Below are 26,001 nucleotides of genomic sequence, written 5' to 3'. Positions count from 1 at the left end.
AAATAGCTTGTTTTTTTTCGCAATTTTCTGCCATAAAATGAATCGCCGGAACTTGACAGCTTCAATATAACAGATTCTTTTTTGAATTACCAATTATATGCTTCAAAAAACACTTTTTTTACCAAATCTTAACAAAAAAAGATATACAGACTATCCTATATATCTCCTTAAATCAGCTGCAATATTTTCTGACTGTCGCCCAAAAATCATCGCCAGACTTGAAGCACCTTCTACAATACCACTTGCGCCCAAAGCTTTAATTTTATCAATATCAACAAGCTGTTGATTAACTAAAACAACTGTGACCTTAGAGGCACTGCTACGTACTTCTTTGATATTTCCTTGACCACCCAATGCTTCAATCAATTCCTGAATAGGAAGGGTTGATTGAAATTCCTGATTCAAACGCTTATTCTTAATTAAATGAATAAACCCTAGATAAAGGAGTATCAAAGCAACGATAATCGCTATAACAACAAAAATATATTGAACATCCATATTTTCACATCCTTTTTTAATTGAAGTATTTCTTTTTTATAGTATACTATAAGAAGATAAAAAAAGAAAGGAGCAAAGTCATGGAGCGAATCAAAAAACTCTGTTATGAACAGCCCTTGATTTGTATCATTTGCGTACTTGCTGTGATTAGCTGTTTTGCAATTCTCAGTGCAACTCCGATGATTTCTAATAAAGTAGGAAATCCCGAAACACTATGGATCAAACAAGGCATATTCTATATCATATCAGCCATTATGGTTTTTATTATATATAAAATAGGAAAAGATCAGATTTATGATAAAATATGGATTATCTATTGGATATTGATGGTTCTTCTCATTATTTTAGCCATTGAACATTTCATTTATACAAGATTATGGCCCGGCCATCATATCATTCCTCTGGTTAATACATCAGGAGGAGCAACCTCATGGTTTAATTTTCCATTTTTAAGTTTACAACCATCAGAATTTATGAAAATTGCCATCGTTATCGCCTTAGCGAGAGTCACTAAAGAACATAATGATTATTATTTAATTCATACAACCGAATCTGAACTTCAATATATCTGGAAATGTATGAAAGTTGTTGTTCCTCCAGCTCTATTAGTATTATTACAAAATGACACTGGGGTAGTGTTGATTATTCTAGTCGGTGCTGCTTTTGTTATATTTTCTAGTGGTTTAAGAAATCAGTGGTTTATCTTTGGATTAAGTTTAGTTGCTGTGATTCTTATTATTGGAGCTTATCTCTTTATCTATCAGCCAGAAATCTTTGAAAAACTCTTAAGTTCTCATCAAGTCGACCGTTTTTATGGCTGGCTGGATCCAGAAGGAACCTATAATAAAGAAGGCTTTCAGCTTTTTAACTCTTTATTATCTTATGGAAGTGCTGGATGGTTTGGTCATGGTTTTCAATCTGTTATTAAAGTCTTTCCAGAAGCTCAGACCGATTTTATCTTTGCTGTTATTTTAACAAACTATGGTTTTATTGGAGGTTTTATAACTATCGCAGCTATTGTTGCTTTAGATATTATTATTTTAAAAATTGGTTTAGATTCTACCAATGCCCAAGATAAGTTTATGACCATTGGTATTATTGGCATGTTGTTATTTCAACAGATATGGAATATGGGAATGATTTTAGGTTTATTACCAATCACAGGTATTACTTTACCTTTTATTTCTTATGGTGGTTCATCTTTACTTTCCTATATGATTGCTATCGCATTATTTATTGATATTAATACACAAAATAATATTATGAAAAACAGATCTGTCATTCAATAGATCTGTTTTTTGTAATCATTATGATTTGTTTTGTAATAGGGTGAATAAATCCCAGTCTATAGCTATCTAAATCAAAATGGCCTAAACCATCTCCATAAAGTGAATCCCCAACCAGAGGATGACCAATGGACGCCATATGTACCCGAATTTGATGTGTTCGTCCAGTTTCCAGCTTAAACCTTACAAAAGTACAGTCACGACGAACATTTTGAACCCAATAATGCGTACAGGCTGCCTGTCCTCGTGAATCAATCACACGTTTCATCATATATGGTTCCTTATAAATCGGCAAACGAATCGTCCCATTATTTTCAATAACACCTTGAACATGAGCTTGATAATATCGATCAATATGTCCTAAATCCTTCATCATACGATCATGAATATAACGATATTTAGCTACAATCATTAAACCACTTGTATCCTTATCTAAACGATTCACTAAATGTATGGTTGAAGATAAATGAATCTGCTGATAATAATAAGTTAAAGCATTGGCTAAAGTATTAAGAGGATGCCTTCTTGTAGGAATGGAAGGTAACCCGGCTGGTTTATCCACAACCAGTAAGTAATCATCTTCATAAATAATTTTTAATGGAATATCAACTGGTGTCAACTGATTATTTTCTGGTGGATAAAAGATGGTTAAAACATCATCTGGCTGCAGTAGATAACGCACTGTCTGGTGCTTTCCATTAACCAGAATTTTCCCTTTCATCTTAATATCTTTGATGGCCTTTTGACTGATTCCTTGAGATAAAAGAAAATCACCAACACCGATAACATCTAAAATATACCATTGACGTTTCATGAACGTAAATAAGCTCTCTTTAAACGTTTTGTAAAAGGGACTTGTTTATATTGTAGAAAACGGGCGGTCTTGGATGCCATCTTAATACTGATACAATCATGTTCCTGTAAATCAACCACAAGATGATCAATACCTAAAATAGCCCCTTGATAGCTTTGAGATTGAAAACGAATAGTATGAGATTTATCTAAAATTAAAGATGAACCCAACGAACGATAAGCATTATGATGAATTCCTGCAATCTCGCTTAACTGCATCAGTTCTGCTCCTGAATTAATAACTGCTCCACCTAATGATTTATTATATGCGGTTGAACCTGAAGCTGTAGAAACACAAAGTCCATTTCCTCTAAATGTTTCAAAGCAATCATCATTAATATAGACATCAATCACCTGTGAACGGCGATTATTTTCAACACGTACTTCATTTAAAGCTAGAAATTTTCCTTGCAAAGAAGTCACTTCCAGTAAATGTCGTTCATAAATATGATATTCACCTTTTTTGATATCCGCTATTAATTGCTGATATTCATCACGCTGATAATCTGTTAAAAAACCCAATGTTCCAGTATGGATTCCAATAAAAGCAACATGCTCTAGCATATGAATATATTTATGAACACTATATAACATCGTTCCATCTCCACCAATACTAATCACCATATCTGGACTGATTTCTTCATATGTTAAAAAAGTATTGAGTTCTGATTTGATTTTTTCACTCAAGATGATGGATTCCTGATCTTGTTTACAGACAATTGCATATGTTTTCATAACTTCACCACCTATGCATTATATTATATAAAAATTGCAATGGAATGCAATACAAGATAAAATAAGGTGAGGTGATTTTTTATGCAACAATTAGAAATAGAATACAAAATCTTATTAACACATCAAATTTTTAATCAAATTTTAGAAGATTATCATGATGCCATCACAAAAGATTATATCCAGACAAATGATTATTTTACCCATCCCTTATTATCACAAAAAAAATATATGTTACGCATTCGTACAAAAAACAATCAATATGAACTCACACTCAAAAGACCTTATCAAAATCATCAATTAGAAACAAATATTCCTCTTACCAAGAAAGAAAAAGATTTATTTTTTCAATTTCAATTAAAAAATGAAATAACGGATATCCTCGAACAAGAAGGAATTCCCCTTCATGAATTGGCTCATCTTTTCTCTCTTACAACCCATCGTTATGATATTCTTTTACCAGAAGGAACACTATCATTAGATGAAAATACTTATCTGCATCAACATGATTATGAATTAGAATTTGAAGTTCATCATGAAAAAAAAGGTTATCAACAATTTCTTAAAATCATTGAACCTTATCATTTACAATATACTCACAATTGTCCAAGTAAAGTCACACGTGCCTTTGAAGCGTATCTTAAAAGCAGTCATCAAAAATGACTGCTTTTTATAACATCAAGAAGTGTTTTCACCAATTCTTCACTGACGATTTCATAATCATTTTCATGAGGAAATGGAGCATAAGCAAAAGAAACATCATGCATAGATGTTGTAACATCTTCAATCCAATCTTTACAAGAACTATGCACCTGATGAACTTTTGTTTTATCTAAGATTTCTAGCACATTCTCCTTATTCACACCACTACCCACTAATATTTCTATTTGATTTCCATATTGTTGTTGAAGTTTAGATAAAAGTTCCACAGACTCAATGGCTTTAGATTTTAATCCACTCGTTAAAACACGATCCACTTGCAGATCAATCAGTTTTTCAATCGCTTGAAAAGGATCATTGACACAGTCAAAAGCACGATGAAATACAGCTTCCTTATGATAACGATGAATCAACTGCACAAATTCTAAAGTACGTTTTTCATCTATCATTCCCTGTTTATCTAAAAAGCCAAAAGCTAAACCATCGACACCATGATCCAGCATGATCTTCGCATCTTCTTTCATGATTTCGTATTCTTCATCACTATAACAAAATCCTGCTCCTCTTGGTCGAACCATCGCAATAACTTTTAAAGATGTGTCCTGTTTGACCTTGATTAATGTTGCCAGTGATGGTGTCAGACCACCTAAAGATAAAGCGCTATTTAATTCAATACGTGTTGCTCCTGCATGAGCAGCTGATAAAGCATCACTGTAGCTGCCACAACAAATTTCCACAATCGGTTTCATTATTCATCCTCACTTTCTGTCAACGGTACCATACGTGTATGCATATACTCATCCATCCATTGTTGACTGGCAGGAGCATAAACACATTGATTTCCTTGACGTTCAACTAAATACACAATAGGTGACTGTTGAGGCAGACAGACAACAAATGAAAAAACATCAATGTTAGTAGCGACTCCAAATTCTCCTCGATGATTCATCGCTACAACAGATAAATCTCCTGCCTCACCACGTCGTTGTTTTAATTTTGCTTCTAAATCAAAAACAGCTTTTTCACATGCCTGTTGAGGATGCATTCCTTTTGCCATGAGTTGAACAATTTCATAAGAAATACAACCTTTCATCAAATCTTCTCCTAAACCTGTTGCACTGGCACCACCAATATCAGAATCAACATAAAAACCAGAACCAATGATAGGAGAATCACCAATTCTACCCTTTTTCTTCATAAATAATCCACTTGTCGATGTCGCTGCAGTCATTTTTCCTGTTTCATCCAAACAAACCATACCTACAGTATCATGTCCAGTATAAGGTTTAAGTTGCTGTGATGACTCTTTGATACGACGACGATAATGAATCTTCGCACGATCTGTCAACATATTCTTACGTTCAAAGCCTTCTTTATGGGCAAATTTTTCTGCCCCTTCTCCCACCAGAATACAGTTGACTTTTTCATGAGATAAACGTCTGGCAATGGAAATAGGATTAGCAAAATCTTTGATAGCTCCAATAGCTCCGACACTTAAAGTGTTCCCATCCATATAAGCCGCATCTAATTCTACTTCCATTTCCTCATTAGGCAATCCCCCATAACCGACAGATTTATAATAAGGAAAGTCTTCTACTGCCTGTATAGCCTTTTCAATAGCATCCCCAGCATCTCCATGATGACTCAAAATATCTTGTGCTATTTCTAATCCTTCTTTAGCCATGCGCCATGTCGCAATCATACCCCACATCTCTATTTTTCCTTCCTTTCTTCCATATAACGCTTATCAAAATCTTCCTGACTGATTGGTCGACTATAATAATAGCCTTGTCCTAAATCACAGCCAAATGATTTCATTAAATCATGATATTCCTTTGTTTCAATACCTTCAACAACCGTAGAAATAGCTAATGTTTTTGCTAGTTTAATAACTTCTTCAAGAATAATCTTTGCTTTTTGATTATCACTATCAAAAATTTCCTGTAAAAATCCTCTATCAACTTTCAATTCATCAATATGAAGTTTTCCTAAAATATTCAGTGAAGAATAACCACTCCCAAAATCATCCATTGAAACCCTAAAACCAATCTGATGTAATAAATGAATTTTATCATTGACTTCATTCACATTATCAGCAACCAAATCTTCCAATATCTCTAATGTTAATAATTGTGGTGATACTTGATATTTATTGACAATCTGTTTTAAACAATCCACATAATCAGCTTCATAAAACAATAATTTAGACTGATTAACAGAAATACCGATCGGTGCTATGCCTTGATCCATCCATTTTCTCAGCTGTAAACATGCCTGTTCAAACATAAATAAATCCAGCTTCTTACAAAAACCACTGTTTTCAAAAATAGGAATAAATTGATTTGGAAACAACATTCTTCCATCATGCGTCTGCCATCTTACCAGTGCTTCACTGCTTTTTAACGTTCCATCTTTTAAATCTATTTTAGGCTGTAAATAAAGCTGAAATTCACCATCTTTTAAAGCCTGATCCATATGACTTTCAACATAATTATCCATTTTTTCCTGTTCATGCAATTCAATATCATAAAACCAGATATTCGTTAAAATGCTTTCTTTTGCCTTTGCTAAAGCAAACATAACACGAACCATTAAACTATCAAAAGAATCATCCACAATAAATTCCAAGCTGGAAATAGCCACTCCACAATGAATCTTTAACTGATAATTTGTATGTAACAAATCCACATATTGAATAATTTCAGACATGATATTTTCAATTCTTTTTTGTAAGATATCCTTTTGTGTATCTTTTAAATAAATATAAAACTGATCAGCCCTATCTCGACAGAAAAACTCTCCCTCTTTTAAATGTTTTTGAATCACATTTCTTTCATAAATCAATAACTGATCTCCTTGTTCATGACCAAAAATTTCATTAAAAAACTTAAACTGTCTAATATTCAATACAGCTACACTACAATAAGGTTGTTCTTTAAATATTTCCTTTCCTAAAGATACAAAATAAGAATAGTTATATACTCCTGTTAAAGAATCATAATAAGCAAAATGCTTCAATTCACGATTATTTTTCAACATGAAACGATAACCAAGAATCAATAAAGCAACAAATAATCCCACCATAAATAGAAAAATCAAACCAACAATACGCATATTTTCATTTGTAAATAAATGCGAATCATCAATCATATTAACACTATAAATATACCAGTTATTAATGCCTAAAGGCTTTAATACACCATGATAAGATTGTCCCTCATATTGAAAAGAATGTGTAAAATCATGCTGCATCTGTAATGCATCTTCTAATTCATGATAATCTTTTTGTTGGAAAAAAGGTGATGCAAAAAGAGTTGTCTGATGAAATAAATCATACTGAGAATTGACAAGAATTTGACCATCTTCATCCACCAGATAAGCATAAGTGTCACCACCTAAAACACCAGTACCAGCTCCTGCATCCATCCATATTTCAACATTTTTAGTAGCCAGTAAAACCCCAACAACATGGCCTTTTTGATAAATAGGTATACCATAAGCATAAACATGTTTTTGTGAAATACGACTTTTAAAAATATCAGAAATCGTTCTTTTTCCAACAAAACCATCCGCAACAATCTCTTGAATTTCTTGTTGAATCATAGATAATGATTGATGTTCTTTAACCTCATTATCTGAATTGGCAATAACACCTTCTTTTGATTCATCAAAATACATCATGGTTGTAAAATCATTTTGTTCATTAGCATCTGATAAAACTTGTGGAAATTGTGGATTATCCACAATGTTTTCCATTTTTAAAACACTGGCAAATGAATCTAAAATCTGAAAATCATTATCAATTTGTTGTTGGAGAATACTCATATCTTTATCAATCTCATCTTCGATTTGATGCACTTTATTATCTTCTACAATATTATTTAAATGAATACGTAAAGATACGGATACACAAAGAAGACTCACAGCAATAACAAAAACAACAATCATCATTTTTCTAATTCTTCTTTCAAATACATCTTTCATCATTGTTAGTCCTCCTTGCTTATATTCCATCATATTATACCACTTTTAAAAAAACTATAAAATAAAAATCGTTTCTATATAGAAACGACTTCAAACTATTCACAACCATCTTTACATTGATGATCTTGATAATACTGTTCTTTAATATCCGTAAATTGAGGACAGAAATCACTATTACTGCATTCCTGTAAACGACGCAACTCACGAGGAATAAAAGCACGAATTTCTTCAGCATTATAACCCACTTGAAAACGTCTTTCATCAATGATAATAGGTCTTTTCAGTATAGATGGATTCTTTTGAATAAAATGAATCAATTCGTTAATAGACATCTCATCTATATCTATTTTATTTTCTTTAATAATCTTAGATCTTTTAGATATAATATCATCTGTTCCATTTTCACTTCTTTCTAGAAGTTCTTTTAACTCAGTTTCACGTAGTAATGTAGAAAAAATATTCTTTTCTACATAAGGAATCTGATGTTCTTTTAACCATGCTTTGACCTTACGACATGAAGCACAACTTGGTGCAGTATAAATTCGAATCATTACATCATCTCCTTGCTTCATCATTATACATCATTTTTATCAATTATGAAATTATTTTTTATGATTCTATTGATTTTACATCTTGACCGTTCTATAATAACCTTACAGCAATGAAGGAATGGAGTAGTTATCACTTCATGTTTTAGAAAGTCTGTGGTTGATGAAAACAGTCCATGAACGATAATGAATTGGGATTCTGGAGCTAAAAATGGCATCAGTCATTTTTCGTTTGTTGCGTTAAGACAAGAGTGCATATCGGTAGATATGAATAAAGGTGGTACCGCGTTATAACGTCCTTTTTAAAGGACGCTTTTTTTATGAGAAAGGAAGGTTTATATATGAAAAGAATGTTAAGTGGAATTAAACCAACAGGTCGTGTGACTTTAGGCAATTATATTGGTGCTATTAAACCATTTGTGTCTTATCAGGATGAATATGAAATGTATATTTTTATTGCGAATCTTCATTCAATGACAATTTATCAAAAACCAGCTGACTTACGTCAAAATACAAGAGATTTAATTGCATTATATATTGCTGCTGGATTAGACCCAGAAAAAGTGACTTTATTTTTACAATCCGATGTTTTAGAACATGCTCAACTAGGATGGTATTTAGGTTGTATGGTTTCTATGGGTGAACTTTCTCGTATGACTCAATACAAAGATAAAAAAGCAAAAAACGAAGTCATTGGTGCAGGTATTTTTAACTATCCTTCATTAATGAACGCAGATATTTTAATGTATGATCCAGATTATGTTCCTGTTGGTGAAGATCAAAAACAACATGTAGAATTATGTCGTGATATTGCAGAAAGATTTAATTCACGTTATAGTGAAACATTTAAAATTCCTGAACCTTTAGTCACAAAAGTGGGTGGACGTATCATGGATTTACAAAATCCAACAAAGAAGATGTCAAAGTCTGATGAGATTGGAAAGGGAACAATTTATATCTTGGATGATATTCAAGTTTCTAAAAAGAAAATCAAATCAGCTGTAACGGACAGTGATGGACATATTCACTATGATCCTGAAAATAAACCTGGTATTTCTAATTTACTAGAAATCTATTCCATCCTTGTAAATCGTTCTATTGCTGATTTAGAAAAACAGTATGATGGAAAAGGTTATGGCGAATTTAAAAATGATTTAGCTGAAGTCTTAGGTGAAGAACTTGAAAAGATTCAGACACGTTATCATGAAATCATGAGTGGTTCTTATTTAGATGATGTCTTAGAAAAAGGCGCTCAAAAAGCCAGAATCATTGCCAGAAAGAAATTGGCAAAGGTTGAACGAAAAATTGGTATTACAATTAGAAAAAGATAAAAAGCAAACTTCGGTTTGCTTTCAGGCTGTTGACAAAGTAAAAAGTCAACAGCTTTTAGTTTTCAAATAGAAAAATATATGGTATTATATCTATTGTCGTGGATGACTTCGTTCCAAATATGCAAATTTTGAGGCTCCACGACTTTTTATTTTACCACTATATCATGAAAATATGGTATAATGTAAATGCATATTTGGAGGTAAAATATTATGGCAATGACATGTTTAAACAATCGAAAAAATGACAGCTTGATTTTGAGTACTATAGATGAATTAGTACCATTGGATCACAAGGTAAGAGAGCTTGAAGAAGCTATTGACTGGAATTTCATATATCCTCTCGTTAGACCTTTATATAGTTCTTTTGGCAGACCAAGTATTGACCCGGTGGTACTTTTTAAAATGCTTTTTATCAACTTTGCATTTGGTATTCATTCCATGAGAAGAACATGTGAAGAAACAAAGGTGAACCTTGCCTACAGATGGTTTTTAGGGTTGTCCATTGATGATGAGGTTCCAAACTACTCAACATGGTCACAGAACTACATCAGAAGATATGGAGATTCTGAAGTTTTCGATGAGATTTTCAAAAAAATTATTGAAGAAGCCATCGCATATGATTTTGTGGATCTTGATACGGTATTTGGAGATGGAACACATCGAAAGGCCAATGCCAATAATAGAAAACATGAAAATAAGGCTGTAGAAATAGTAAAGAAATACTATGACGATGAACTTCTGGAGGAAATCAACAAGGATAGAAAAGCCCATGAGAAAAAGCCAATAAAGGAAACAAAGGATATAGAACTTGCATATGACGAAGAAACAGGTGAACTCATTGAAGGAAAAGGAACAAAATCAATAAAGGTAAGCAAGACAGATCCGGAAAGCGGATGCTTTCATAAGGGAGAAAAACAGAAATGCTTTGCATATACAAATCTAACATTCTGTGATAGACACGGATTTGTACTGCATAATACAGTGGCACCAGGCAATCAGCACGATAGTGTTGTTTTTCATGATGCATATAGAAAGCTGTTGAACACCTATGGAGATTTAATACATAACATCAGTTTAGATGCAGGATTCATGACACCAGCAATATGTCGAGAAATCATAGAAGATGGAATCAGAGCATATATGCCATATAAAAGACCCATGACAAAAAAAGGATACTTCAAGAAATATGAATATGTCTATGATGAAAAGTTGGATATTTATATATGCCCCAATAACAAGGATTTGAAATATACTACAACAAACAGATCAGGATACAGGGAATACAAATCAAATCCAAAGGACTGTGAAGGATGTCCATTTTTAGAGAAATGTACACAGAGCAAAAATCATCAGAAGGTCATCACAAGACATGTATGGGAGGAATATAGAGAAATAGCAGATGAGAACAGATATACACCAGAATGGAAAGATATCTATCCACTAAGAAAAGAGACGATAGAAAGAGTCTATGCAGATTGCAAAGAAAAGCATGGACTAAGATTCACAAGATTAAAAGGACTAAAGAAAAATCAACAGGAATCGTTGATTATTTTTGGCTGCCATAATTTAGGCAAATTAGCGAGAATGAAGAAAAGGAAAGGACTCATAAATATTCCTTCACCCAATAAAAAAGAAGGAAATATAAGGAAAACAATACAAATTTATCAATTTTCATAAAAAAATAAAAGAAGTGGTAGATTTAATAAAAAATTCTACCACTTTGTCAACAGTCTGAAAGCAAACTTCGGTTTGCTTTTTTCATTCCTTTTGTACTAATTCTTTATATAACAGTTCATGTAAAGACGTATATCCTTTTTCAATCTTATGTTTTAAAGCTAAATATTTTTCACTGGGATTGTTTCCCTCAATATGCAATTGTTTACATATTTCTACAAATACATCATATTTAACAACAAAAATCTCATCAATCATTTCTTCCAGACACATTTTCTTTAATCGTTCATGTCGTGTTAAACCAAATTCTTTATCATAAGCTTCTTCTTTCATTTGATATTGAAAAAAAGTCACTGGTTCTCTTTGAATCAAAGCATTCATTTTATCACTTTGCTGCCATGACAAAGTGCCACGTCTAACAAGACAATGTTTTTGAATATCCACCACAAAGCAATAATGTCCATCTCCTACCAGCATATAACCATCCTGCCAAAGAGGCTGATAAACTTTCGCATATAAAAAGTCATGAAGCTGACTGGTTGATACATGGTAAATAGGAACATTTTCAATTTCTTCAAAATTATCATCTTCTTGCCATTCATAGGGTTCCAATAATTCTTCATCATCATATACAAAATTGACCAATAACATAATAACCCCCTGTCATCATCATATGCTTATTATATCTCAAAAGAACCCTTTCTAATCATAAAAAAAACTTACTTTATCAGTAAGTCTAAGTTTGAGAATCATTTTCCACAGCTGAATCAATAAGTTTGATCATTTCTAAGGCACTACGAAAATGCTGCTTCTTATTCTGGTCCAGCCACTCAATCGTTCCCTGCCATGAAGCATTCTGTGTGTCTTTGATGACAATCATAAAACTTTTATCTTTTTTTGATTGTTTCATACTCATTCACCCACCTATATGCTTTAAGTATACACCATAAAAGTCACACCATAGTCATATCTGGGCTTTTTTACTAAGATTTATGATTTTTTTAATAACTCATTCATCTTTTTATCAATAATTTTAATCATTTCCAATACATCCTGAAAAACAATCTCCTGTCCATCAAAGAATAAAGAACCTTGCCATGTTGCCTGGCGCCTTGATTGAACAACAATATCAAAATCTGTAATCTTCCCTCGTTTTTTTGCAATCGTTTCCCAATCACATAAAACTTCTGGCTTATTTTGATAACGCCCAACTGCTTCTTGTTTCATAAAGCTTCGTGATAAATGAGAAGATAAGGGATTTCCATTTTTATTAAAAACTTCTTCAAAACGTAAAATAATTTCATGGATATCAAAAAATTCAATAGGTGATTCTATCGTATTATTGTATGCATAACCTTTCATCTGAAAATGATTATACTCATCAATACATACATGAATCATATTAAAAGGAATACTTTTTGCATATTTCAACATGTTCATCACCTATTGTTTAGGTAAGATTTCATCAACCATCAAATCAATATTTAAGGTTGTATGATTTAAAGAATATCTTATTTTACGTAAAACTCTGTTCATAACACTAATGGCATTTTCATAATTACATGATGGTAATAAAACAACAAATTGATTCACATTCAATCGAGAAACAACATCACCAATACGAAGTCCTTTTAATAAGGCTTCCTGAACTTTGTTCATGACTCTTTCTACCGCTTTTTTTGAATAATCATCTTCAATCATAGAATGATCCATCACCGATACCAAACATAAATGTGAACAAATACCTAATCTTCCAATCGTTCTTGTCTGCATAGCATATATTTCTCTAAATGTACCATATTCACACAGAAAAGCCCCCCTGTGTTTCATCATTTGCCAATTCCTGTTGAACTTCCATAATATCTAATTCATCATCATGTGTTTCCTTTTTAATCATTTCATAGAGTTCTAAAAGTGACTGCGAAGGTTTCACACCCAATGTCTGATAAAGTAAATCTGTTGTTGTTTTATATGTGTCTTTTGCTTTTTTATATTGTTTCTGGAAGTATAGAGAACGAATAAGAATTTCATAAATACATTCTTCAAGATTATCAATAGCGATAGCTTGACGAGCAATTCTTTCCATTTTTTCATATTCTTTCTGTTCTTCTAACAACATAGCATATTCAATTGTTTTATCCATAAAGAGCGAATGATAATACACACGTTTTGATAAAACACTGTGATCCTCTTTAATTTCCATCAAATACTTTCCAGTATATGATTCAAGTAAATGCTCATAATATTCTGGCTTTTGTGAAGTTTTCAAAAGTGCTTCATATTTTTCAAATATAACTGTATCTATTTGTAAATGATAATTTGGATTAATAGAATAAGAGCCTTTCCCCGTGATAATAAAATCCGTTAATCCAAATTCTTTCTTTAATAAAGTTCTTAATCTGTATATTAAATTTTTTAATGCTCCAATTGGATTATCGACATCATCAAGATACCACAAGACATCCACCAGTTCACTGGAAGGAACAGTTCTTTGATAATGTGATAAAAGATAGGCAAACAATTTGACAAGTTTCTCAGATTTCATTGTTTCACTATCAATTTCACGTTCATGATAGGAAAATGAAAATTTATGAAACATTGTGATAATGACGCAATCTCCCATTGAAGTCAAACCCCCTCCTGACAAAAAACTTTTGTCTTATCTTTATTTTAATGTTTTTTCAAACTTTTCACAAGAACTTTGTACAATTCCCTCGCAATTTTATAAAGCGTTTACATTTTTAACCAAATACTTGTTATTTTTGGTTATTTTTTGATTTTATATTTTCTCTTTATCAAATTCACTGTATAATAAAAACGAAATGAGGTGAGTCCAAATGCCCATAACAAAACGTTGTTTGATGCTATGCTTAAGCATTGCTTTTTTACTCACCGGCTGTCCTTCCCCAAGTCATAAAGAACCTCCTTCAAAAAAAGGAACGCGTGATAATACACCGTACGTTTTACAGCCTCAGGCTTCTGGTGAGAAAACCATTGGCAATTCAAAAATCACCTTTGATTTATCCCATAGTGAAGATGGCTATACAATGGTTGAATATCATGGTCATAATTCTAAAGTTAAAGTACGTATTCAAAATCCAGATTCACAGGAATTTTACACTTATGATATTCATGAAGGATATAATACTTTCCCTTTAACTGGAGGTAGTGGCAGCTATACTTTTATTGCTTATGAGAATATCTCAGGTACAAAATATAGTCAACTCTTTTTAAAAGAAGAAAATATCCAAATACAAAATGATTATATATCTTATCTTTACCCTAATCAATATGTTTCTTTCGACAAAAACACCCAAGCCATTTCCCTAGCTCAAGAGATTGTTGTTGGTGCCAACAATGATTTAGAAGCCGTCAGTTATGTTTATGATTATGTAATTGAACATATCAGCTACGACGATGAAAAAGCAACACTTGCTAAAGAAGGGAAAATGGCTGGTTATCTTCCAGATGTGGATGAAACTTTGCAGACAAAAACAGGAATCTGTTTTGATTATGCTGCTCTTATGGCAACCATGCTCCGTACGCAAAATATTCCTACCCGCATGGAACTGGGTTATGTCACAATGGAAGATGAAACCATTTATCATGCATGGATCAGCGTCTATATTCATGATATTGGGTGGATTGATGATTTAATTCATTTTGATGGTAAAAACTGGTCTATGATGGATCCCACATTGATTTCTGATGGTCACAACAGTTCTAAGGTGAGATCTCTCATCAAAGATCAAAAAAATTATACAACAAAATACCTGTATTAAGGAGGCTTATTTATGCAACAAAATCTATTGACAAATCGTGAAATTGCTGTTTTTACATCACAAGTAGAATTAATTCTTCATGCTGGTATATCACCTTATGAAGGTATCATGATCATGAATGAAGATCAAGATGATGAGAAAATGAAAATGATTCTCACAACAATTGAAGATGAATTAAGTGTAGGTAAACCTTTCTATGAAGCCCTTGAAACATCAAAGGTCTTTCCCGATTATTTATTAAATATGGTAAAAATTGGAGAAATCGCTGGTCGTTTAGAAGAAGTCATGCACTCATTATCTATTCATTATCAAAGATTATATGAAACAAAACAGAATATTAAGAGTGCTATTGCTTATCCGATTATTATGATTATGATGATGTTTGTTGTGGTTATTGTCTTAATGACTCAAGTGCTTCCTATTTTTAATCAAGTTTTTATTCAATTAGGAAGTACAATGACTGGTTTTTCACAAATGGTATTACAGCTAGGTATGACACTTTCCACTTATTCGTATGTATTCATTGGTATTCTTGTCGTGATAATTATATGTGTTTTCTATTTATTAAAAAGTTCTCGTGGCAAAAAAAGACTTTATCATTTCTTAACACGTTTTTATGGAGCACGTGATATCACATTAAAAATGGCTTTATCTCAATTCACAAGTGCTATGTCCATTGCCTTAAGCAGTGGTTTAGATATAGATCAGAGTTTACAGATGTCTAAGGCATTGGTTGAACATCCAGCTTTAAAAAAGCGTATTGATCAAGCTGAAAGCATGTTAGATCAAACAGATTTAGTCAATGCTTTAGTAAAAAGTCAGGTTTTAACAGGTATGTATGCCAGATTATTAAAATTAGGTCATCAGACAGGACATGTAGATACAATCATGAAAAATATCGCTGATCATTATAATGAAGAAACAAATGAAAGAGTAGAACATCTGATTAGTATTATTGAACCAACATTGGTTATTGTTTTATCCCTCTTTGTTGGTATTATTTTATTAAGTGTCATGTTGCCACTTATGGGCATCATGTCAAGTCTATAGATGAAACTCATTCGTCAATATTGGTTATCTATTCTTTCATCATTTTTCATTTGTATTCTTATGATCAGTGGTTTCCAGTCGATTTCACAAAAAACATTTCAAAATCAAAAAGAAAGTCTGGAAAAAGCCTTAAAGCGAGGAATCATGCAATGTTATGCATTAGAGGGCAGATACCCCGCATCTTTAGAACAACTCATATCTGATTATCATATTATATATAATCAAGATCTTTTTGATGTGCAATATGAAGTTGTAGCCAGTAATATGATGCCCTCAATAACAATTATTGTTAAGGAGTAGGAGGGATTATATGAAAAGACATCATTCCATTGATTTTGTTTTTGTTCTTTTACTCTTTAGTTTATTTGTTATGGGTTCACTGGCATTGATTTCAATTGGAAGTCGTGTCTATTCATCTACTGTAGATACGCTCGAACAAAATTATACTCAATATACCATTCTGGATTATATCCAGCAAAAAGTCAGACAAAATCTATCAGTGAATCAAATTGAAATTCAGACATTTGATCATCAAACTGTTTTATGTATTCATGAAATCTATCAGGATGTTCCTTATACAACATATATTTATCATGACCAGAATGCATTAAAAGAACTCTTAATTGATGATAAGCAGTCTTTTGATAAAGATCGTGGTGAAACAATTATGGAAGTGGATGCTGTTTCTTTTGATATTTCTCAAAACATTTTAACAATCACTGTTGAAAATAATCAAGAAAAACGACAGACAAGTCTGGCTTTAATAGGAGGTTCATCATGAAACATAGTAAAACAAGTCTTTTTCTGATGGAATTTATTATTGGTATTTTATTTTTTTCGCTGGCTGTAGGGCTTTGTGTGCAAATCTTTGTAAAAGCTAAAACAATGAATGATGAAAGTGTCAAAAGAAGTCAAGCTCAATTGATAGCGACTTCAATTATTGAAAATGCAAAAGCAAATCATGACATAGATTCTCTTTTATATTTTGATGAACAAGGATTACCTGCTTCCAAAGAAAATCATCAATATTTTGCTAAAATAGATCAACAAAATCACTTATTCAAAATTTCTATTTGCTATCAAGATCATGAAATCTATACGATTGAATACTACCATTATCATCAACGAAGATGGGAGGCATCCTCATGAAACAAAGAAAACTTACAATGAATATTGGGATTATTTCCTTTATAGTCATTTTTGTCATTTTATGTTTAATGACTTTTGCTATTCTTTCTTTATCCAGTGCCAAATCAAATGCCCAATCTGTTGAAAACAGTATTAATCATACCAAACAATATTATCTTCTTTCAAGTCAAGGCGAAAAAACATTAGAAACTATTGATAATTATTTATATCAATATTATCAATCAAGTACAAATAGTGATGATTATTTTACCCATATCCAATCTTTAACTCAGATCATTCCTGATAGTTCTATTCATCAACATCTTTTGACATATACATTACAAGATCAAGAAAACACTCTTTATGTTGAAATAGAAATTCTCTATCCCGGTTCACAACTCTATCAAATCAAAACATGGAAAATCACTCCATCCAATGAATGGGATATGGATCAAAGTATGGACATATTATAAAGGAGGAGCCTATGAATATTCAAAATATACTTCAAGAAGCTGTCAAACAAAATGCAGCTGACATTTTCATTATTGCCGGACAACCTGTAACAATCAAAGTCTTTAATCAATTAATTCCCTTAAATGAACAGAAAATTATGCCTGATTCAAGTTATGAATTAATTCAACAAATCTACGAACTGGCAAATCACCGACAAGATGATATTTTAAAAAACAAAGGCGATGATGACTTTTCCTTTTCATTACGAGGACTTTCAAGATTTCGTGTCAGCACTTATAAACAACGTGGTACTTATGCCGCAGTGATTCGTGTCATTTCATTTGATTTACCACACCCCGAAGATATTGGCATTCCTTCTCATATCATTGAACTTGCCAATATCAATAAAGGTTTGATTTTAGTCACTGGTCCTGCCGGAACAGGAAAAAGTACCACTCAAGCATGTATGATTGATTATATCAATCAAACCCAATCCAAACACATTATTACATTGGAAGATCCTATTGAACATCTTCATTCCCATCATCAAAGCATTGTTTCACAACGTGAGATTTCCATTGACAGTGAATCTTATGTGAGTGCCTTAAGAGCAGCTTTAAGACAAGCCCCCGATGTTATCTTATTGGGTGAAATGCGTGACTATGAAACAATTAATATTGCATTAACAGCAGCAGAAACAGGACACACTGTTATTTCAACATTACATACTTTAGGAGCTGCCACAACGATTGATCGTATTATTGATGTTTTTCCTGCGAATCAACAACACCAAATTGCCTTACAGTTATCTATGACTCTAGAAACCGTCATTTCTCAACAGCTCATTCCAACTGTAGATCATAAACTTGTTCCTGTGTTTGAAGTCATGATTGCTACACCAGCCATCAGAAATCTCATTAGAGAAAACAAAGTTCATCAAATTGACGGAATCATCGCTTCTAGTGCCAGTTCACATATGATCAGCATGGATAATAGTTTGCTGAATCTTTATAAAGAAGGAAAAATCACACAAGAAACAGTTTTACTTTATGCAACAAATCAAGAACTAATGAAACGAAAATTGAATCTAAAATAAAAGATGGAAACCTTAAAGAGTTCCATCTTTTTATTATGAATACATTTTCATATATTTTCTTTTATTCAGCTTTACCAATGCATCCAAATAATTCCATTTTTTCTTTAACACAAGTTTTAATAGCTTCAGCACCTGGAGCTAATAATTTACGTGGATCAAATCCTTTTCCTTCTAAGTCTTTACCTGCTTCAATATATTTACGAGTTGCTTCTTGGAAATATAATTGACATTCAGTATTAACGTTGATTTTTGAAACTCCTAATGTGATAGCTTTTTTAATCATATCTGCAGGAATTCCTGTACCACCATGTAGTACTAATGGTAAAGTTCCTGTTTCTTGTTGAATAGCATCTAATGCATCAAAATCTAAACCTTCCCAGTTAGCAGGATATTTACCATGAATATTTCCAATACCTGCTGCTAAGAAATCTACACCTAAATCAGCAATCATTTTACATTCTTTAGGATCGGCAACTTCACCTTTACCAATAACTCCGTCTTCTTCTCCACCAATTGAACCAACTTCTGCTTCAACTGATACACCTTTTGAATGACATAAAGCAACGATTTCTTTTGTTTTTTCAATATTTTCTTCGATTCCATAATGAGAACCATCAAACATAATTGAAGAAAAACCTGCTTCTAATGCTGCTTTAGCTCCTTCATAGCTACCATGATCTAAGTGTAAAGCAACTGGTACTGTAATATTTAAAGATTCAACCATTGCTTTCACCATAGCTGCAACTGTTTTATAACCAGTCATATATTTTGCAGCTCCTTCAGAAACTCCTAAAATAACTGGTGCTTTTAATTCTTCTGCAGTTAATAAAATTGATTTTGTCCATTCTAAGTTGTTGATGTTAAATTGACCAACAGCATAGTGACCTGCTTTTGCTTTATCAAGCATTTCTTTAGCTGAAACTAATCCCATAATTCAAATCTCCTTTACATTTTTTTTACAAATATATCATACACTGATTTTCAATAAATTTCCATAATAATTCTCTTTTTTATCATTCTTTTATAGCTTTTTCTAATTGTTCCAGGGCTTGTTTTAATACTGAACGAGGGCAGGCAACATTAAATCTTTCAAAACCATCTCCACCAGTTCCAAAAATATAACCCTCATCTAACCATAGGTGTGCCTTTTCTAACATCAATGTTTCCAATTCATCTTTATTCAATCCTAAACTTCTCATATCTACCCAGACAAGATATAATCCTTCTGGTGAGATCACCTTTAACTGTGGTAATCTTTCTTTAAAGAAATCTTTCATATATTGAATATTATCAGCTAAGTAAACTAATAATTCATCAACCCATTTAGCTCCAAAAGTATATGCAGCCTCACATGCTTCTAAACCAAAAATATTAGGATCACTCATACCAGAAGCATTTTTTTCATCTTGAAACTTTTCACGCATATCTTTATTTTTGATGATAATGTTTGATGTCTGTAAAGCTGCTAAATTAAATGTTTTAGATGGTGCACTGCAAATAATACTAAAATCACCAAAAGCAGGATCAACATTATAAAAAGGAATATGTTGATGTCCTGAATAGATAAAATCCATATGAATTTCATCACTGACAACATAGACATGATGTTTTTGACATATTTTCCCTATTTGATAAAGTTCTTCTTTTGTCCATACCTTTCCAATAGGATTATGTGGATTACATAAAATAAACATTTTGACATCATGATCAATAATCTGTTTTTCAAAAATATCAAAATCACATTCATAATGATTTTCCTTTAGTATTAATGGACATTCAATAACACGTCGTCCATTCAACTGAATAGATGCATCAAAAGGATAATATACAGGTTTCATAACCAAAATCGCATCATCTTTTTGTGTTAATGCTCTAACTGCCAATTTTAAAGCACCTACAACCCCAGATGTTGTCACAATCCAATCTTTTTCAACATGGAATTGATGGCGTGTTTCCATCCAGTTAATGACTGCCTGATAATAACTTTCTGTTGGCGCAGCATAACCAAAAACACCATGACTGGCACGACGCACTAAAGCCTCTTTGACTTCAGGCAATGTTTCAAAATCCATATCTGCTACCCACATTGGGATGATACGTGGATCTTGAGCTTTTTCACGATCATACTTAATACTGTTTGTTCCTTTCCTTTCAATCACTTTATCAAAATCATACATTTTCTTTTAATACCTCTTTTCCTTCCCATTGTTCTTTTGAAAAATGAAATAATGCGATTGTCAAAGCCATAGATAGATTTAATGAATCAATATCCTCACTATGAGGAATAAACACACTTTGACCATAATTTAAATAACGATCATCCAATCCATGACTCTCATTACCAAAAATAAGACTATAAGGCTTGACAGCCTTCACTTGATGAATGTTTTGTGCTCCTTTCAACATAAAAGGATAAAATTCTCGTTTTGAAAATTGGGTATGATAATCTTCAAATGTATCATAAAAAGCAATATTCAAATGAAAAATAGCTCCCATTGAAGCACGAATCACTTTGGGATCAAAAATATCTACTGCCGGTTTAATAATGACTAAATCTTTATATCCAAAGCCAAGCATTGTACGCATAATTGTTCCCATATTTCCCATATCCATAGGATGTTCTAAAACAACATGATTCCCATTGTGTAATAAAGATGTATAAGTTTGAAAAACACCTATCGCATAACAATTATTTTTAGGACTTAATTTTTCAATAGTCCGATCATGAACATCTATTTGAATATGATACTTTTCACATAAGTCTTGAATAACTGGATAGCCTTTATTTTGTTCAATAGATGAATGAACAACAACTCTTTTGACCATCTCTGGTTTTTGTATTAATAATTCAATTGTTGGAAAAACACCTAGAGTATAAGACGTTTCATCTCCTTTTTTATATAATTTCATATGCTTTTTCTTTCCCCTCCTTAATCATTTGAGCCTGTTGATAATAAGAGAGTGCATAACCATGATGCTTCTTGACATAACGTCCCAGTTCATAAAATTGACTCAACAATAAACAGGCTTCATAACTATTTAATCTTGCTGCCTGATGTAAATATTGAAGGGCTTTTTTAACATCTTTTTTCAACGCCACACCATCAAAATAAAGCATAGCCAGTTCATAAGCACATTCTTCATGTAAAAGATAATATCCATATGTCAAATAATGAATAGCATCATCCATATTCAATTCCACACCTAATCCCAGTTTCAACAACAAACCTGTTTTATATAAACAATCTTTTTGAAAACATTTCGCTCCTTTTAAATAAGCTTGAAAAGCAGATGAATAGTCTTTTTGTCTTTCTAATAAAATCCCCTGATACAAATAAGATTCCTTTTCATGACTATTCAAAAAATAATGCATCGCCTGATTGCTATCTTGTTCAACATATTGCCCATACATATAAAATAAGCCCAGTCTTAATGATGATTGACTATCACATTGTTCACGATAATAAGCCAGTGCCTTTGCGATATCTTGTTCAACTCCATCACCATGTTCATACATATATCCCAGATAATAACAGCTTTCTAAAATACCATTGTCATGCAAATACGAAAAGATTTCAAAAGCCTTTTCATAATCCTGTGTGACTCCAAATCCTAAAAAATAAGTTCTTGCCAAAACATAAAGATGAGAAAAATTTTGTTCTTGATAAGCCTGTCTTAAAAAGTTTTCAATATCAGGAATCTCAAAATAATAACCAATACTTTCTATTAAGTGTGCATAGACACTCACCATAAATAAAGCTTCTTCTTCCTTTAATGAAGCATACTGACATAAATAATCTACATATCTGGACATTTCAAAATCTTCATCAAAAATCATAGCTTCAAAAACACCCAGCTTCATTCCCAAGACAACAAGATAGCACTCATCCATCATATTAAAAGCTAAATCATTTAAAACTTCTTCAAAACGTTCAATATCAAATCTAATTGTATCACCATACTGATTAAAGACATCTATTACTTTTTCAATAATTTGAATATTCATCTATGTATTCATTTCATTGATCTGATGAATTGATTGCAGTTCTTTTATTGCATTATCTTTTAATGCTTCAAAATGTTCTTTATCAAAATGAGCACCCTGATCAATCAATTCAATCAATTCACGATATTTTTCAACAATGACTTCATATAAAGATTCTTTAATCACATAGTCCATTTCCTGATGAGCCTGTTGTGTTAACTGATTCACAGATTTATATTGTTCCTTAAAAATAGCATCATAATCTATAACTGTTTTTTTCTTTTTAAATAATCCCATAATATACTCCTTTCTTCCTTATCATTATTCTACTTGATTTTACTCAAAATGAAAATCCTTTTCCTTTATCATTTGTTATAAAAAGTTCATTATTTTTTCTCATTGATTCATGATTGATGAACTTTATTTTCAAAATCGTCTTGTTTATTTATCTTTTATTGCTTTTATGTCATAATTCTATTGAGGTGATGAAAGATGGAAGAACTACTCCAATTAGAAAAAGATTTATCTTTTATATCTTTTGATCATGAAGATGCTTATCATTTAGGACAAATGCTTGTTGATAAAGTCAATACACAAAACTTAAAACCCCTGCGTATTCGTATTGTCTTAAACCATGATATTGTATTTCAGTATTTGATGAATGGAAAAAATGGTGAGGAATGGTTAAATCGTAAACAAAAAACAGTTGAGATGTTTGAACATTCTTCCTATTATATCTGGACTTGTCAGGAAACAAACCATCAATATGATAAGTATTTAGATGATGATTCAATGGCTATATGTGGTGGTGGTTTTCCTCTTATAGTGAATGATGAAATCATAGGTTGCTGTATCGTATCAGGATTACAACATGATCAAGATCATCAAATCATTGTTGATTGTTTAAAAGAATTAAAAAGAAAGAAGGAAGATTTATGAAACTTGGTATTTTAGGAACAGGTATGATTGTTAAGGATTTAATGACAACTTATCAAAAACTTCATATTGAAAAGACATATCTTTTAGGAACATTAGAAACCAAAGAAGAAACAGAACAATTATGTCAAAAGTATCATCTTGATCAGACATTTTATGATTATGATGAACTTTTAAAAAGTGATGTAGATACAATTTATATTGCTTTACCTAATCATTTACATTACAGTTTTGCTAAAAAGGCCATAACACATCAAAAACATGTGATTATTGAAAAACCAATATGTGCCAATACACAAGAATTACAAGACTTAATCACTTTAAGTCAACAATATCATGTGATTGTCTTAGAAGCCATGAATATCCATTATTTACCTGCTTATCAGTCACTTCAAAAAACACTTTCAAAAATAGGACAAATAAAAATCTTAAATTTCAATTATAGTCAATATTCTTCGCGCTATAATGCATTTAAGCAAGGACAGATTTTACCAGCTTTTGATTATCATAAAGCTGGAGGTGCTTTAATGGATTTAAATGTCTATAACTTACACGCGATTATCGGACTATTTGGAAAACCTGTAGACAATCATTATTATGCTAATATTGAAAAGGGTATTGATACAAGTGGCATTATGGTTTTAGAATATCCTCATTTCCAAGCTATTTCGATTGGTGCTAAAGACTGTAAAGCTCCTATCACTTCTACGATTCAAGGTGATTTAGGTGCCATTGTCATGAATACGCCAATGAATCAGCTCACTGAATATACGCTTATTGATAATAATGGGCTAAGTACAAAATATGAGTTTTCTAAAGATGAACATCGTCTTTATTATGAATTTGAGGCATTTCAAAGAATGATTGATGAAAAAGATTTTGATAAGGCTCAAAACATGTTAAAATTGAGTTTAGATGTAGCCAGTGTTATGGAAAAAGGTAGAAAACAGGAAGGAGTTGTTTTTGATAATGATCAACAATAAATTAGTACTCGGTTATATTGGAAATGGAAAAAGTGCAAATCGTTACCATATTCCCTTTGTTTTACAAAGACCAGAAAAGTTTATCATCAAAAGAATATTTGATATTCATGTTCACCATGATTTATGGGAAGCCATTGATGGTGTAGAATATACTGAAGATGTGAATGAATTACTTCATGATACTGACATTGATATGATTGTTGTATGTACAACTCATCATTTTCATTATCAATATGCTAAAATGGTTTTAGAAGCAGGTAAACATTGTTTAGTAGAAAAGCCATTTATGGAAAATAGCCAACAGGCACAGGAAATTTTTGCTTTGGCTAAGCAAAAAGGATTATATTGTTCAGCCTATCAAAATAGACGCTATGACAGTGACTTTTTAACAGTTCAAAAAGTGATTGAAAGTGGAAAACTTGGTGACTTATTAGAATTAGAAATGCATTTTGATTATTATAGACCTGAAGTTCCTGAAAATGTACATGAATTTGACCCAGCAAATTCTTATTTATATGGTCATGGTTGCCATACTTTAGATCAGGTGATTTCTTATTTTGGAAAACCTGATGATGTTCATTATGATGTCAGACAATTACTTGGTGATGGAAGAATGAATGATTATTTTGATTTAGACCTTTACTATGGAACTTTAAAAATTTCTGTCAAATCAAGTTATTTTAGAATTAAAGAAAGACCAAGCTTTGTTGTTTATGGAAAAAAAGGAATGTTTATCAAACAAACAAAAGATCGACAAGAAGAACATTTAAAATTATTCTATATGCCAGATCATGCAGATTTCGGAAAAGATTTGCCTATTCATTATGGTGTTCTCACATATATTGATGATAATGGTCAATACCATGAAGAAAAAGTCCCAACAGTGGCGGGTGATTATGCCAGAGTTTATGATGGAATTTATGATTGTATCGTCAATGGACAACCTCAAATCATTACTCATGAACAAACACTTTTACAAATGAAAATCTTGGAAACAGGTGTTCAAAACTTAAAATAAATCAT

General features: G+C 31.9%; 31 protein-coding genes and 1 other annotated feature. Of the genes, 14 read left to right on the top strand and 17 right to left on the bottom strand.

Annotated elements, in window-relative coordinates; all coding sequences use genetic code 11:
- Window positions 1–150 precede the first annotated feature (150 nt).
- Window positions 151–498: a hypothetical protein gene (locus tag ACGHJ8_RS03600; protein WP_390541726.1), complete on the bottom strand. Its 348-nt coding sequence runs from the start codon at window positions 496–498 to the stop codon at window positions 151–153.
- An 80-nt stretch (window positions 499–578) separates the two neighbouring features.
- Here ACGHJ8_RS03600 and ACGHJ8_RS03595 point away from each other — a divergent pair, with 80 nt between their 5' ends.
- On the top strand, window positions 579–1,787 hold the full coding sequence (locus tag ACGHJ8_RS03595) for an FtsW/RodA/SpoVE family cell cycle protein (protein WP_390541724.1): 1,209 nt from the start codon (window positions 579–581) through the stop codon (window positions 1,785–1,787).
- Here the strand turns inward: ACGHJ8_RS03595 and ACGHJ8_RS03590 are convergent.
- The gene (locus tag ACGHJ8_RS03590) at window positions 1,777–2,598 is read right to left on the bottom strand and encodes an RluA family pseudouridine synthase (RefSeq protein WP_390541722.1); all 822 of its coding nucleotides are present in this window, start codon (window positions 2,596–2,598) and stop codon (window positions 1,777–1,779) included. The genes ACGHJ8_RS03595 and ACGHJ8_RS03590 overlap by 11 nt on opposite strands.
- Window positions 2,595–3,371, bottom strand: coding sequence for an NAD kinase (locus ACGHJ8_RS03585; RefSeq protein ID WP_087358964.1), 777 nt, complete (start codon window positions 3,369–3,371; stop codon window positions 2,595–2,597). The genes ACGHJ8_RS03590 and ACGHJ8_RS03585 overlap by 4 nt, the downstream gene beginning before the upstream one ends.
- A gap of 81 nt (window positions 3,372–3,452) precedes the next feature.
- On the opposite strand from ACGHJ8_RS03585, the gene ACGHJ8_RS03580 reads away from it, so the two are divergent.
- Entirely contained in the window at window positions 3,453–4,031 is a 579-nt protein-coding gene (locus tag ACGHJ8_RS03580) for a CYTH domain-containing protein (protein ID WP_087358966.1), read from the top strand.
- Here ACGHJ8_RS03580 and ACGHJ8_RS03575 read toward each other — a convergent pair.
- The 4 genes from ACGHJ8_RS03575 to spx all read right to left on the bottom strand — a co-directional run bounded on the left by ACGHJ8_RS03575 (window position 4,022) and on the right by spx (window position 8,563).
- A complete protein-coding gene (locus ACGHJ8_RS03575; RefSeq protein ID WP_390541719.1) occupies window positions 4,022–4,777 on the bottom strand; it encodes a copper homeostasis protein CutC in 756 nt (251 codons plus the stop codon). The two genes, ACGHJ8_RS03580 and ACGHJ8_RS03575, sit on opposite strands and share 10 nt — an antisense overlap.
- Window positions 4,777–5,739: a N(4)-(beta-N-acetylglucosaminyl)-L-asparaginase gene (locus ACGHJ8_RS03570; RefSeq protein ID WP_390541717.1), complete on the bottom strand. Its 963-nt coding sequence runs from the start codon at window positions 5,737–5,739 to the stop codon at window positions 4,777–4,779. Before ACGHJ8_RS03570 ends, ACGHJ8_RS03575 begins: the two co-directional genes overlap by 1 nt.
- A 2-nt stretch (window positions 5,740–5,741) precedes the next feature.
- On the bottom strand, window positions 5,742–8,015 hold the full coding sequence (locus tag ACGHJ8_RS03565; RefSeq protein ID WP_390541715.1) for an EAL domain-containing protein: 2,274 nt from the start codon (window positions 8,013–8,015) through the stop codon (window positions 5,742–5,744).
- 92 nt (window positions 8,016–8,107) lie between these two features.
- Window positions 8,108–8,563 carry a transcriptional regulator Spx gene (spx, locus tag ACGHJ8_RS03560; protein WP_087358973.1) on the bottom strand — a complete coding sequence of 152 codons (456 nt, stop codon included), beginning with the start codon at window positions 8,561–8,563 and terminating at the stop codon, window positions 8,108–8,110.
- A 101-nt stretch (window positions 8,564–8,664) separates the two neighbouring features.
- Window positions 8,665–8,864, top strand: a binding site (T-box leader).
- Between the two features lie 37 nt (window positions 8,865–8,901).
- On the opposite strand from spx, the gene trpS reads away from it, so the two are divergent.
- Both trpS and ACGHJ8_RS03550 read left to right on the top strand, forming a co-directional pair.
- Window positions 8,902–9,891 carry a tryptophan--tRNA ligase gene (gene trpS / locus ACGHJ8_RS03555; RefSeq protein ID WP_087359014.1) on the top strand — a complete coding sequence of 330 codons (990 nt, stop codon included), beginning with the start codon at window positions 8,902–8,904 and terminating at the stop codon, window positions 9,889–9,891.
- A gap of 210 nt (window positions 9,892–10,101) precedes the next feature.
- Window positions 10,102–11,568: an IS1182 family transposase gene (locus ACGHJ8_RS03550; protein WP_390541712.1), complete on the top strand. Its 1,467-nt coding sequence runs from the start codon at window positions 10,102–10,104 to the stop codon at window positions 11,566–11,568.
- Window positions 11,569–11,649: 81 nt separating this feature from the next.
- Here ACGHJ8_RS03550 and ACGHJ8_RS03545 read toward each other — a convergent pair whose 3' ends face one another.
- The 5 genes from ACGHJ8_RS03545 to ACGHJ8_RS03525 all read right to left on the bottom strand — a co-directional run bounded on the left by ACGHJ8_RS03545 (window position 11,650) and on the right by ACGHJ8_RS03525 (window position 14,188).
- Complete coding sequence (locus ACGHJ8_RS03545; protein ID WP_211961977.1) at window positions 11,650–12,216, bottom strand: hypothetical protein; 567 nt, start codon at window positions 12,214–12,216, stop codon at window positions 11,650–11,652.
- Window positions 12,217–12,301: 85 nt separating this feature from the next.
- On the bottom strand, window positions 12,302–12,475 hold the full coding sequence (locus ACGHJ8_RS03540) for a hypothetical protein (RefSeq protein ID WP_164483543.1): 174 nt from the start codon (window positions 12,473–12,475) through the stop codon (window positions 12,302–12,304).
- A gap of 80 nt (window positions 12,476–12,555) precedes the next feature.
- Complete coding sequence (locus ACGHJ8_RS03535) at window positions 12,556–12,999, bottom strand: hypothetical protein (RefSeq protein WP_390541709.1); 444 nt, start codon at window positions 12,997–12,999, stop codon at window positions 12,556–12,558.
- A gap of 9 nt (window positions 13,000–13,008) precedes the next feature.
- Window positions 13,009–13,398 carry a diguanylate cyclase domain-containing protein gene (locus ACGHJ8_RS03530; protein ID WP_390541707.1) on the bottom strand — a complete coding sequence of 130 codons (390 nt, stop codon included), beginning with the start codon at window positions 13,396–13,398 and terminating at the stop codon, window positions 13,009–13,011.
- A complete protein-coding gene (locus ACGHJ8_RS03525; RefSeq protein WP_390541705.1) occupies window positions 13,367–14,188 on the bottom strand; it encodes a BTAD domain-containing putative transcriptional regulator in 822 nt (273 codons plus the stop codon). Before ACGHJ8_RS03525 ends, ACGHJ8_RS03530 begins: the two co-directional genes overlap by 32 nt.
- Before the next feature lie 214 nt (window positions 14,189–14,402).
- Between ACGHJ8_RS03525 and ACGHJ8_RS03520 the strand changes: the two genes are divergently transcribed.
- The 7 genes from ACGHJ8_RS03520 to ACGHJ8_RS03490 are packed head-to-tail and all read left to right on the top strand — an operon-like array spanning window position 14,403 to window position 19,074.
- Complete coding sequence (locus tag ACGHJ8_RS03520) at window positions 14,403–15,347, top strand: transglutaminase-like domain-containing protein (protein ID WP_390541703.1); 945 nt, start codon at window positions 14,403–14,405, stop codon at window positions 15,345–15,347.
- 12 nt (window positions 15,348–15,359) lie between these two features.
- Window positions 15,360–16,397 carry a type II secretion system F family protein gene (locus ACGHJ8_RS03515; protein ID WP_390541701.1) on the top strand — a complete coding sequence of 346 codons (1,038 nt, stop codon included), beginning with the start codon at window positions 15,360–15,362 and terminating at the stop codon, window positions 16,395–16,397.
- A complete protein-coding gene (locus ACGHJ8_RS03510; protein ID WP_087358987.1) occupies window positions 16,398–16,697 on the top strand; it encodes a hypothetical protein in 300 nt (99 codons plus the stop codon).
- 10 nt (window positions 16,698–16,707) lie between these two features.
- Window positions 16,708–17,178, top strand: coding sequence for a DUF4860 domain-containing protein (locus ACGHJ8_RS03505; protein ID WP_087358989.1), 471 nt, complete (start codon window positions 16,708–16,710; stop codon window positions 17,176–17,178).
- Complete coding sequence (locus ACGHJ8_RS03500) at window positions 17,175–17,546, top strand: hypothetical protein (protein WP_087358991.1); 372 nt, start codon at window positions 17,175–17,177, stop codon at window positions 17,544–17,546. Before ACGHJ8_RS03505 ends, ACGHJ8_RS03500 begins: the two co-directional genes overlap by 4 nt.
- Window positions 17,543–17,998 carry a hypothetical protein gene (locus ACGHJ8_RS03495; RefSeq protein ID WP_087358993.1) on the top strand — a complete coding sequence of 152 codons (456 nt, stop codon included), beginning with the start codon at window positions 17,543–17,545 and terminating at the stop codon, window positions 17,996–17,998. The genes ACGHJ8_RS03500 and ACGHJ8_RS03495 overlap by 4 nt, the downstream gene beginning before the upstream one ends.
- Window positions 17,999–18,009: 11 nt before the next feature.
- Window positions 18,010–19,074, top strand: a complete 1,065-nt coding sequence (locus ACGHJ8_RS03490) for a type IV pilus twitching motility protein PilT (protein ID WP_087358995.1) — start codon at window positions 18,010–18,012, stop codon at window positions 19,072–19,074.
- 61 nt (window positions 19,075–19,135) lie between these two features.
- Here ACGHJ8_RS03490 and fba read toward each other — a convergent pair whose 3' ends face one another.
- The 5 genes from fba to ACGHJ8_RS03465 all read right to left on the bottom strand — a co-directional run bounded on the left by fba (window position 19,136) and on the right by ACGHJ8_RS03465 (window position 23,356).
- Window positions 19,136–20,005: a class II fructose-1,6-bisphosphate aldolase gene (fba, locus tag ACGHJ8_RS03485; protein WP_087358999.1), complete on the bottom strand. Its 870-nt coding sequence runs from the start codon at window positions 20,003–20,005 to the stop codon at window positions 19,136–19,138.
- An 82-nt stretch (window positions 20,006–20,087) separates the two neighbouring features.
- Window positions 20,088–21,251: a MalY/PatB family protein gene (locus ACGHJ8_RS03480; RefSeq protein ID WP_087359002.1), complete on the bottom strand. Its 1,164-nt coding sequence runs from the start codon at window positions 21,249–21,251 to the stop codon at window positions 20,088–20,090.
- A complete protein-coding gene (locus tag ACGHJ8_RS03475; protein WP_087359004.1) occupies window positions 21,244–21,984 on the bottom strand; it encodes a TrmH family RNA methyltransferase in 741 nt (246 codons plus the stop codon). Before ACGHJ8_RS03475 ends, ACGHJ8_RS03480 begins: the two co-directional genes overlap by 8 nt.
- The gene (locus ACGHJ8_RS03470) at window positions 21,971–23,080 is read right to left on the bottom strand and encodes a tetratricopeptide repeat protein (RefSeq protein WP_087359006.1); all 1,110 of its coding nucleotides are present in this window, start codon (window positions 23,078–23,080) and stop codon (window positions 21,971–21,973) included. The genes ACGHJ8_RS03475 and ACGHJ8_RS03470 overlap by 14 nt, the downstream gene beginning before the upstream one ends.
- On the bottom strand, window positions 23,081–23,356 hold the full coding sequence (locus ACGHJ8_RS03465; RefSeq protein WP_390541697.1) for a hypothetical protein: 276 nt from the start codon (window positions 23,354–23,356) through the stop codon (window positions 23,081–23,083). It abuts the gene before it with no gap.
- A 195-nt stretch (window positions 23,357–23,551) separates the two neighbouring features.
- Between ACGHJ8_RS03465 and ACGHJ8_RS03460 the strand changes: the two genes are divergently transcribed.
- Genes ACGHJ8_RS03460 through ACGHJ8_RS03450 form a run of 3 tightly spaced genes read left to right on the top strand, consistent with a single transcriptional unit; the run spans window position 23,552 to window position 25,996 of the window.
- A complete protein-coding gene (locus tag ACGHJ8_RS03460) occupies window positions 23,552–23,998 on the top strand; it encodes a heme-binding protein (RefSeq protein ID WP_087359010.1) in 447 nt (148 codons plus the stop codon).
- The gene (locus tag ACGHJ8_RS03455; protein ID WP_390541693.1) at window positions 23,995–24,978 is read left to right on the top strand and encodes a Gfo/Idh/MocA family protein; all 984 of its coding nucleotides are present in this window, start codon (window positions 23,995–23,997) and stop codon (window positions 24,976–24,978) included. Before ACGHJ8_RS03460 ends, ACGHJ8_RS03455 begins: the two co-directional genes overlap by 4 nt.
- A complete protein-coding gene (locus ACGHJ8_RS03450) occupies window positions 24,965–25,996 on the top strand; it encodes a Gfo/Idh/MocA family oxidoreductase (RefSeq protein ID WP_390541691.1) in 1,032 nt (343 codons plus the stop codon). The genes ACGHJ8_RS03455 and ACGHJ8_RS03450 overlap by 14 nt, the downstream gene beginning before the upstream one ends.
- Window positions 25,997–26,001: the final 5 nt, after the last annotated feature.

Origin of the sequence: Massiliimicrobium timonense, from assembly GCF_042850985.1 — a bacterium.
In the GTDB taxonomy this organism is placed as follows: Bacteria; Bacillota_I; Bacilli_A; order Erysipelotrichales; family Coprobacillaceae; genus Allocoprobacillus.
This window is presented reverse-complemented; position numbering and strand designations above follow the sequence as displayed.

Coding starts and splice junctions, on each gene's coding strand:
- ACGHJ8_RS03600 (WP_390541726.1), bottom strand. CDS start 498: ATGGATGTTCAATATATTTTTGTTGTTATAGCGATTATCGTTGCTTTG.
- ACGHJ8_RS03595 (WP_390541724.1), top strand. CDS start 579: ATGGAGCGAATCAAAAAACTCTGTTATGAACAGCCCTTGATTTGTATC.
- ACGHJ8_RS03590 (WP_390541722.1), bottom strand. CDS start 2,598: ATGAAACGTCAATGGTATATTTTAGATGTTATCGGTGTTGGTGATTTT.
- ACGHJ8_RS03585 (WP_087358964.1), bottom strand. CDS start 3,371: ATGAAAACATATGCAATTGTCTGTAAACAAGATCAGGAATCCATCATC.
- ACGHJ8_RS03580 (WP_087358966.1), top strand. CDS start 3,453: ATGCAACAATTAGAAATAGAATACAAAATCTTATTAACACATCAAATT.
- ACGHJ8_RS03575 (WP_390541719.1), bottom strand. CDS start 4,777: ATGAAACCGATTGTGGAAATTTGTTGTGGCAGCTACAGTGATGCTTTA.
- ACGHJ8_RS03570 (WP_390541717.1), bottom strand. CDS start 5,739: ATGTGGGGTATGATTGCGACATGGCGCATGGCTAAAGAAGGATTAGAA.
- ACGHJ8_RS03565 (WP_390541715.1), bottom strand. CDS start 8,015: ATGATGAAAGATGTATTTGAAAGAAGAATTAGAAAAATGATGATTGTT.
- spx (WP_087358973.1), bottom strand. CDS start 8,563: ATGATTCGAATTTATACTGCACCAAGTTGTGCTTCATGTCGTAAGGTC.
- trpS (WP_087359014.1), top strand. CDS start 8,902: ATGAAAAGAATGTTAAGTGGAATTAAACCAACAGGTCGTGTGACTTTA.
- ACGHJ8_RS03550 (WP_390541712.1), top strand. CDS start 10,102: ATGGCAATGACATGTTTAAACAATCGAAAAAATGACAGCTTGATTTTG.
- ACGHJ8_RS03545 (WP_211961977.1), bottom strand. CDS start 12,216: ATGTTATTGGTCAATTTTGTATATGATGATGAAGAATTATTGGAACCC.
- ACGHJ8_RS03540 (WP_164483543.1), bottom strand. CDS start 12,475: ATGAAACAATCAAAAAAAGATAAAAGTTTTATGATTGTCATCAAAGAC.
- ACGHJ8_RS03535 (WP_390541709.1), bottom strand. CDS start 12,999: ATGTTGAAATATGCAAAAAGTATTCCTTTTAATATGATTCATGTATGT.
- ACGHJ8_RS03530 (WP_390541707.1), bottom strand. CDS start 13,398: ATGATGAAACACAGGGGGGCTTTTCTGTGTGAATATGGTACATTTAGA.
- ACGHJ8_RS03525 (WP_390541705.1), bottom strand. CDS start 14,188: ATGGGAGATTGCGTCATTATCACAATGTTTCATAAATTTTCATTTTCC.
- ACGHJ8_RS03520 (WP_390541703.1), top strand. CDS start 14,403: ATGCCCATAACAAAACGTTGTTTGATGCTATGCTTAAGCATTGCTTTT.
- ACGHJ8_RS03515 (WP_390541701.1), top strand. CDS start 15,360: ATGCAACAAAATCTATTGACAAATCGTGAAATTGCTGTTTTTACATCA.
- ACGHJ8_RS03510 (WP_087358987.1), top strand. CDS start 16,398: ATGAAACTCATTCGTCAATATTGGTTATCTATTCTTTCATCATTTTTC.
- ACGHJ8_RS03505 (WP_087358989.1), top strand. CDS start 16,708: ATGAAAAGACATCATTCCATTGATTTTGTTTTTGTTCTTTTACTCTTT.
- ACGHJ8_RS03500 (WP_087358991.1), top strand. CDS start 17,175: ATGAAACATAGTAAAACAAGTCTTTTTCTGATGGAATTTATTATTGGT.
- ACGHJ8_RS03495 (WP_087358993.1), top strand. CDS start 17,543: ATGAAACAAAGAAAACTTACAATGAATATTGGGATTATTTCCTTTATA.
- ACGHJ8_RS03490 (WP_087358995.1), top strand. CDS start 18,010: ATGAATATTCAAAATATACTTCAAGAAGCTGTCAAACAAAATGCAGCT.
- fba (WP_087358999.1), bottom strand. CDS start 20,005: ATGGGATTAGTTTCAGCTAAAGAAATGCTTGATAAAGCAAAAGCAGGT.
- ACGHJ8_RS03480 (WP_087359002.1), bottom strand. CDS start 21,251: ATGTATGATTTTGATAAAGTGATTGAAAGGAAAGGAACAAACAGTATT.
- ACGHJ8_RS03475 (WP_087359004.1), bottom strand. CDS start 21,984: ATGAAATTATATAAAAAAGGAGATGAAACGTCTTATACTCTAGGTGTT.
- ACGHJ8_RS03470 (WP_087359006.1), bottom strand. CDS start 23,080: ATGAATATTCAAATTATTGAAAAAGTAATAGATGTCTTTAATCAGTAT.
- ACGHJ8_RS03465 (WP_390541697.1), bottom strand. CDS start 23,356: ATGGGATTATTTAAAAAGAAAAAAACAGTTATAGATTATGATGCTATT.
- ACGHJ8_RS03460 (WP_087359010.1), top strand. CDS start 23,552: ATGGAAGAACTACTCCAATTAGAAAAAGATTTATCTTTTATATCTTTT.
- ACGHJ8_RS03455 (WP_390541693.1), top strand. CDS start 23,995: ATGAAACTTGGTATTTTAGGAACAGGTATGATTGTTAAGGATTTAATG.
- ACGHJ8_RS03450 (WP_390541691.1), top strand. CDS start 24,965: ATGATCAACAATAAATTAGTACTCGGTTATATTGGAAATGGAAAAAGT.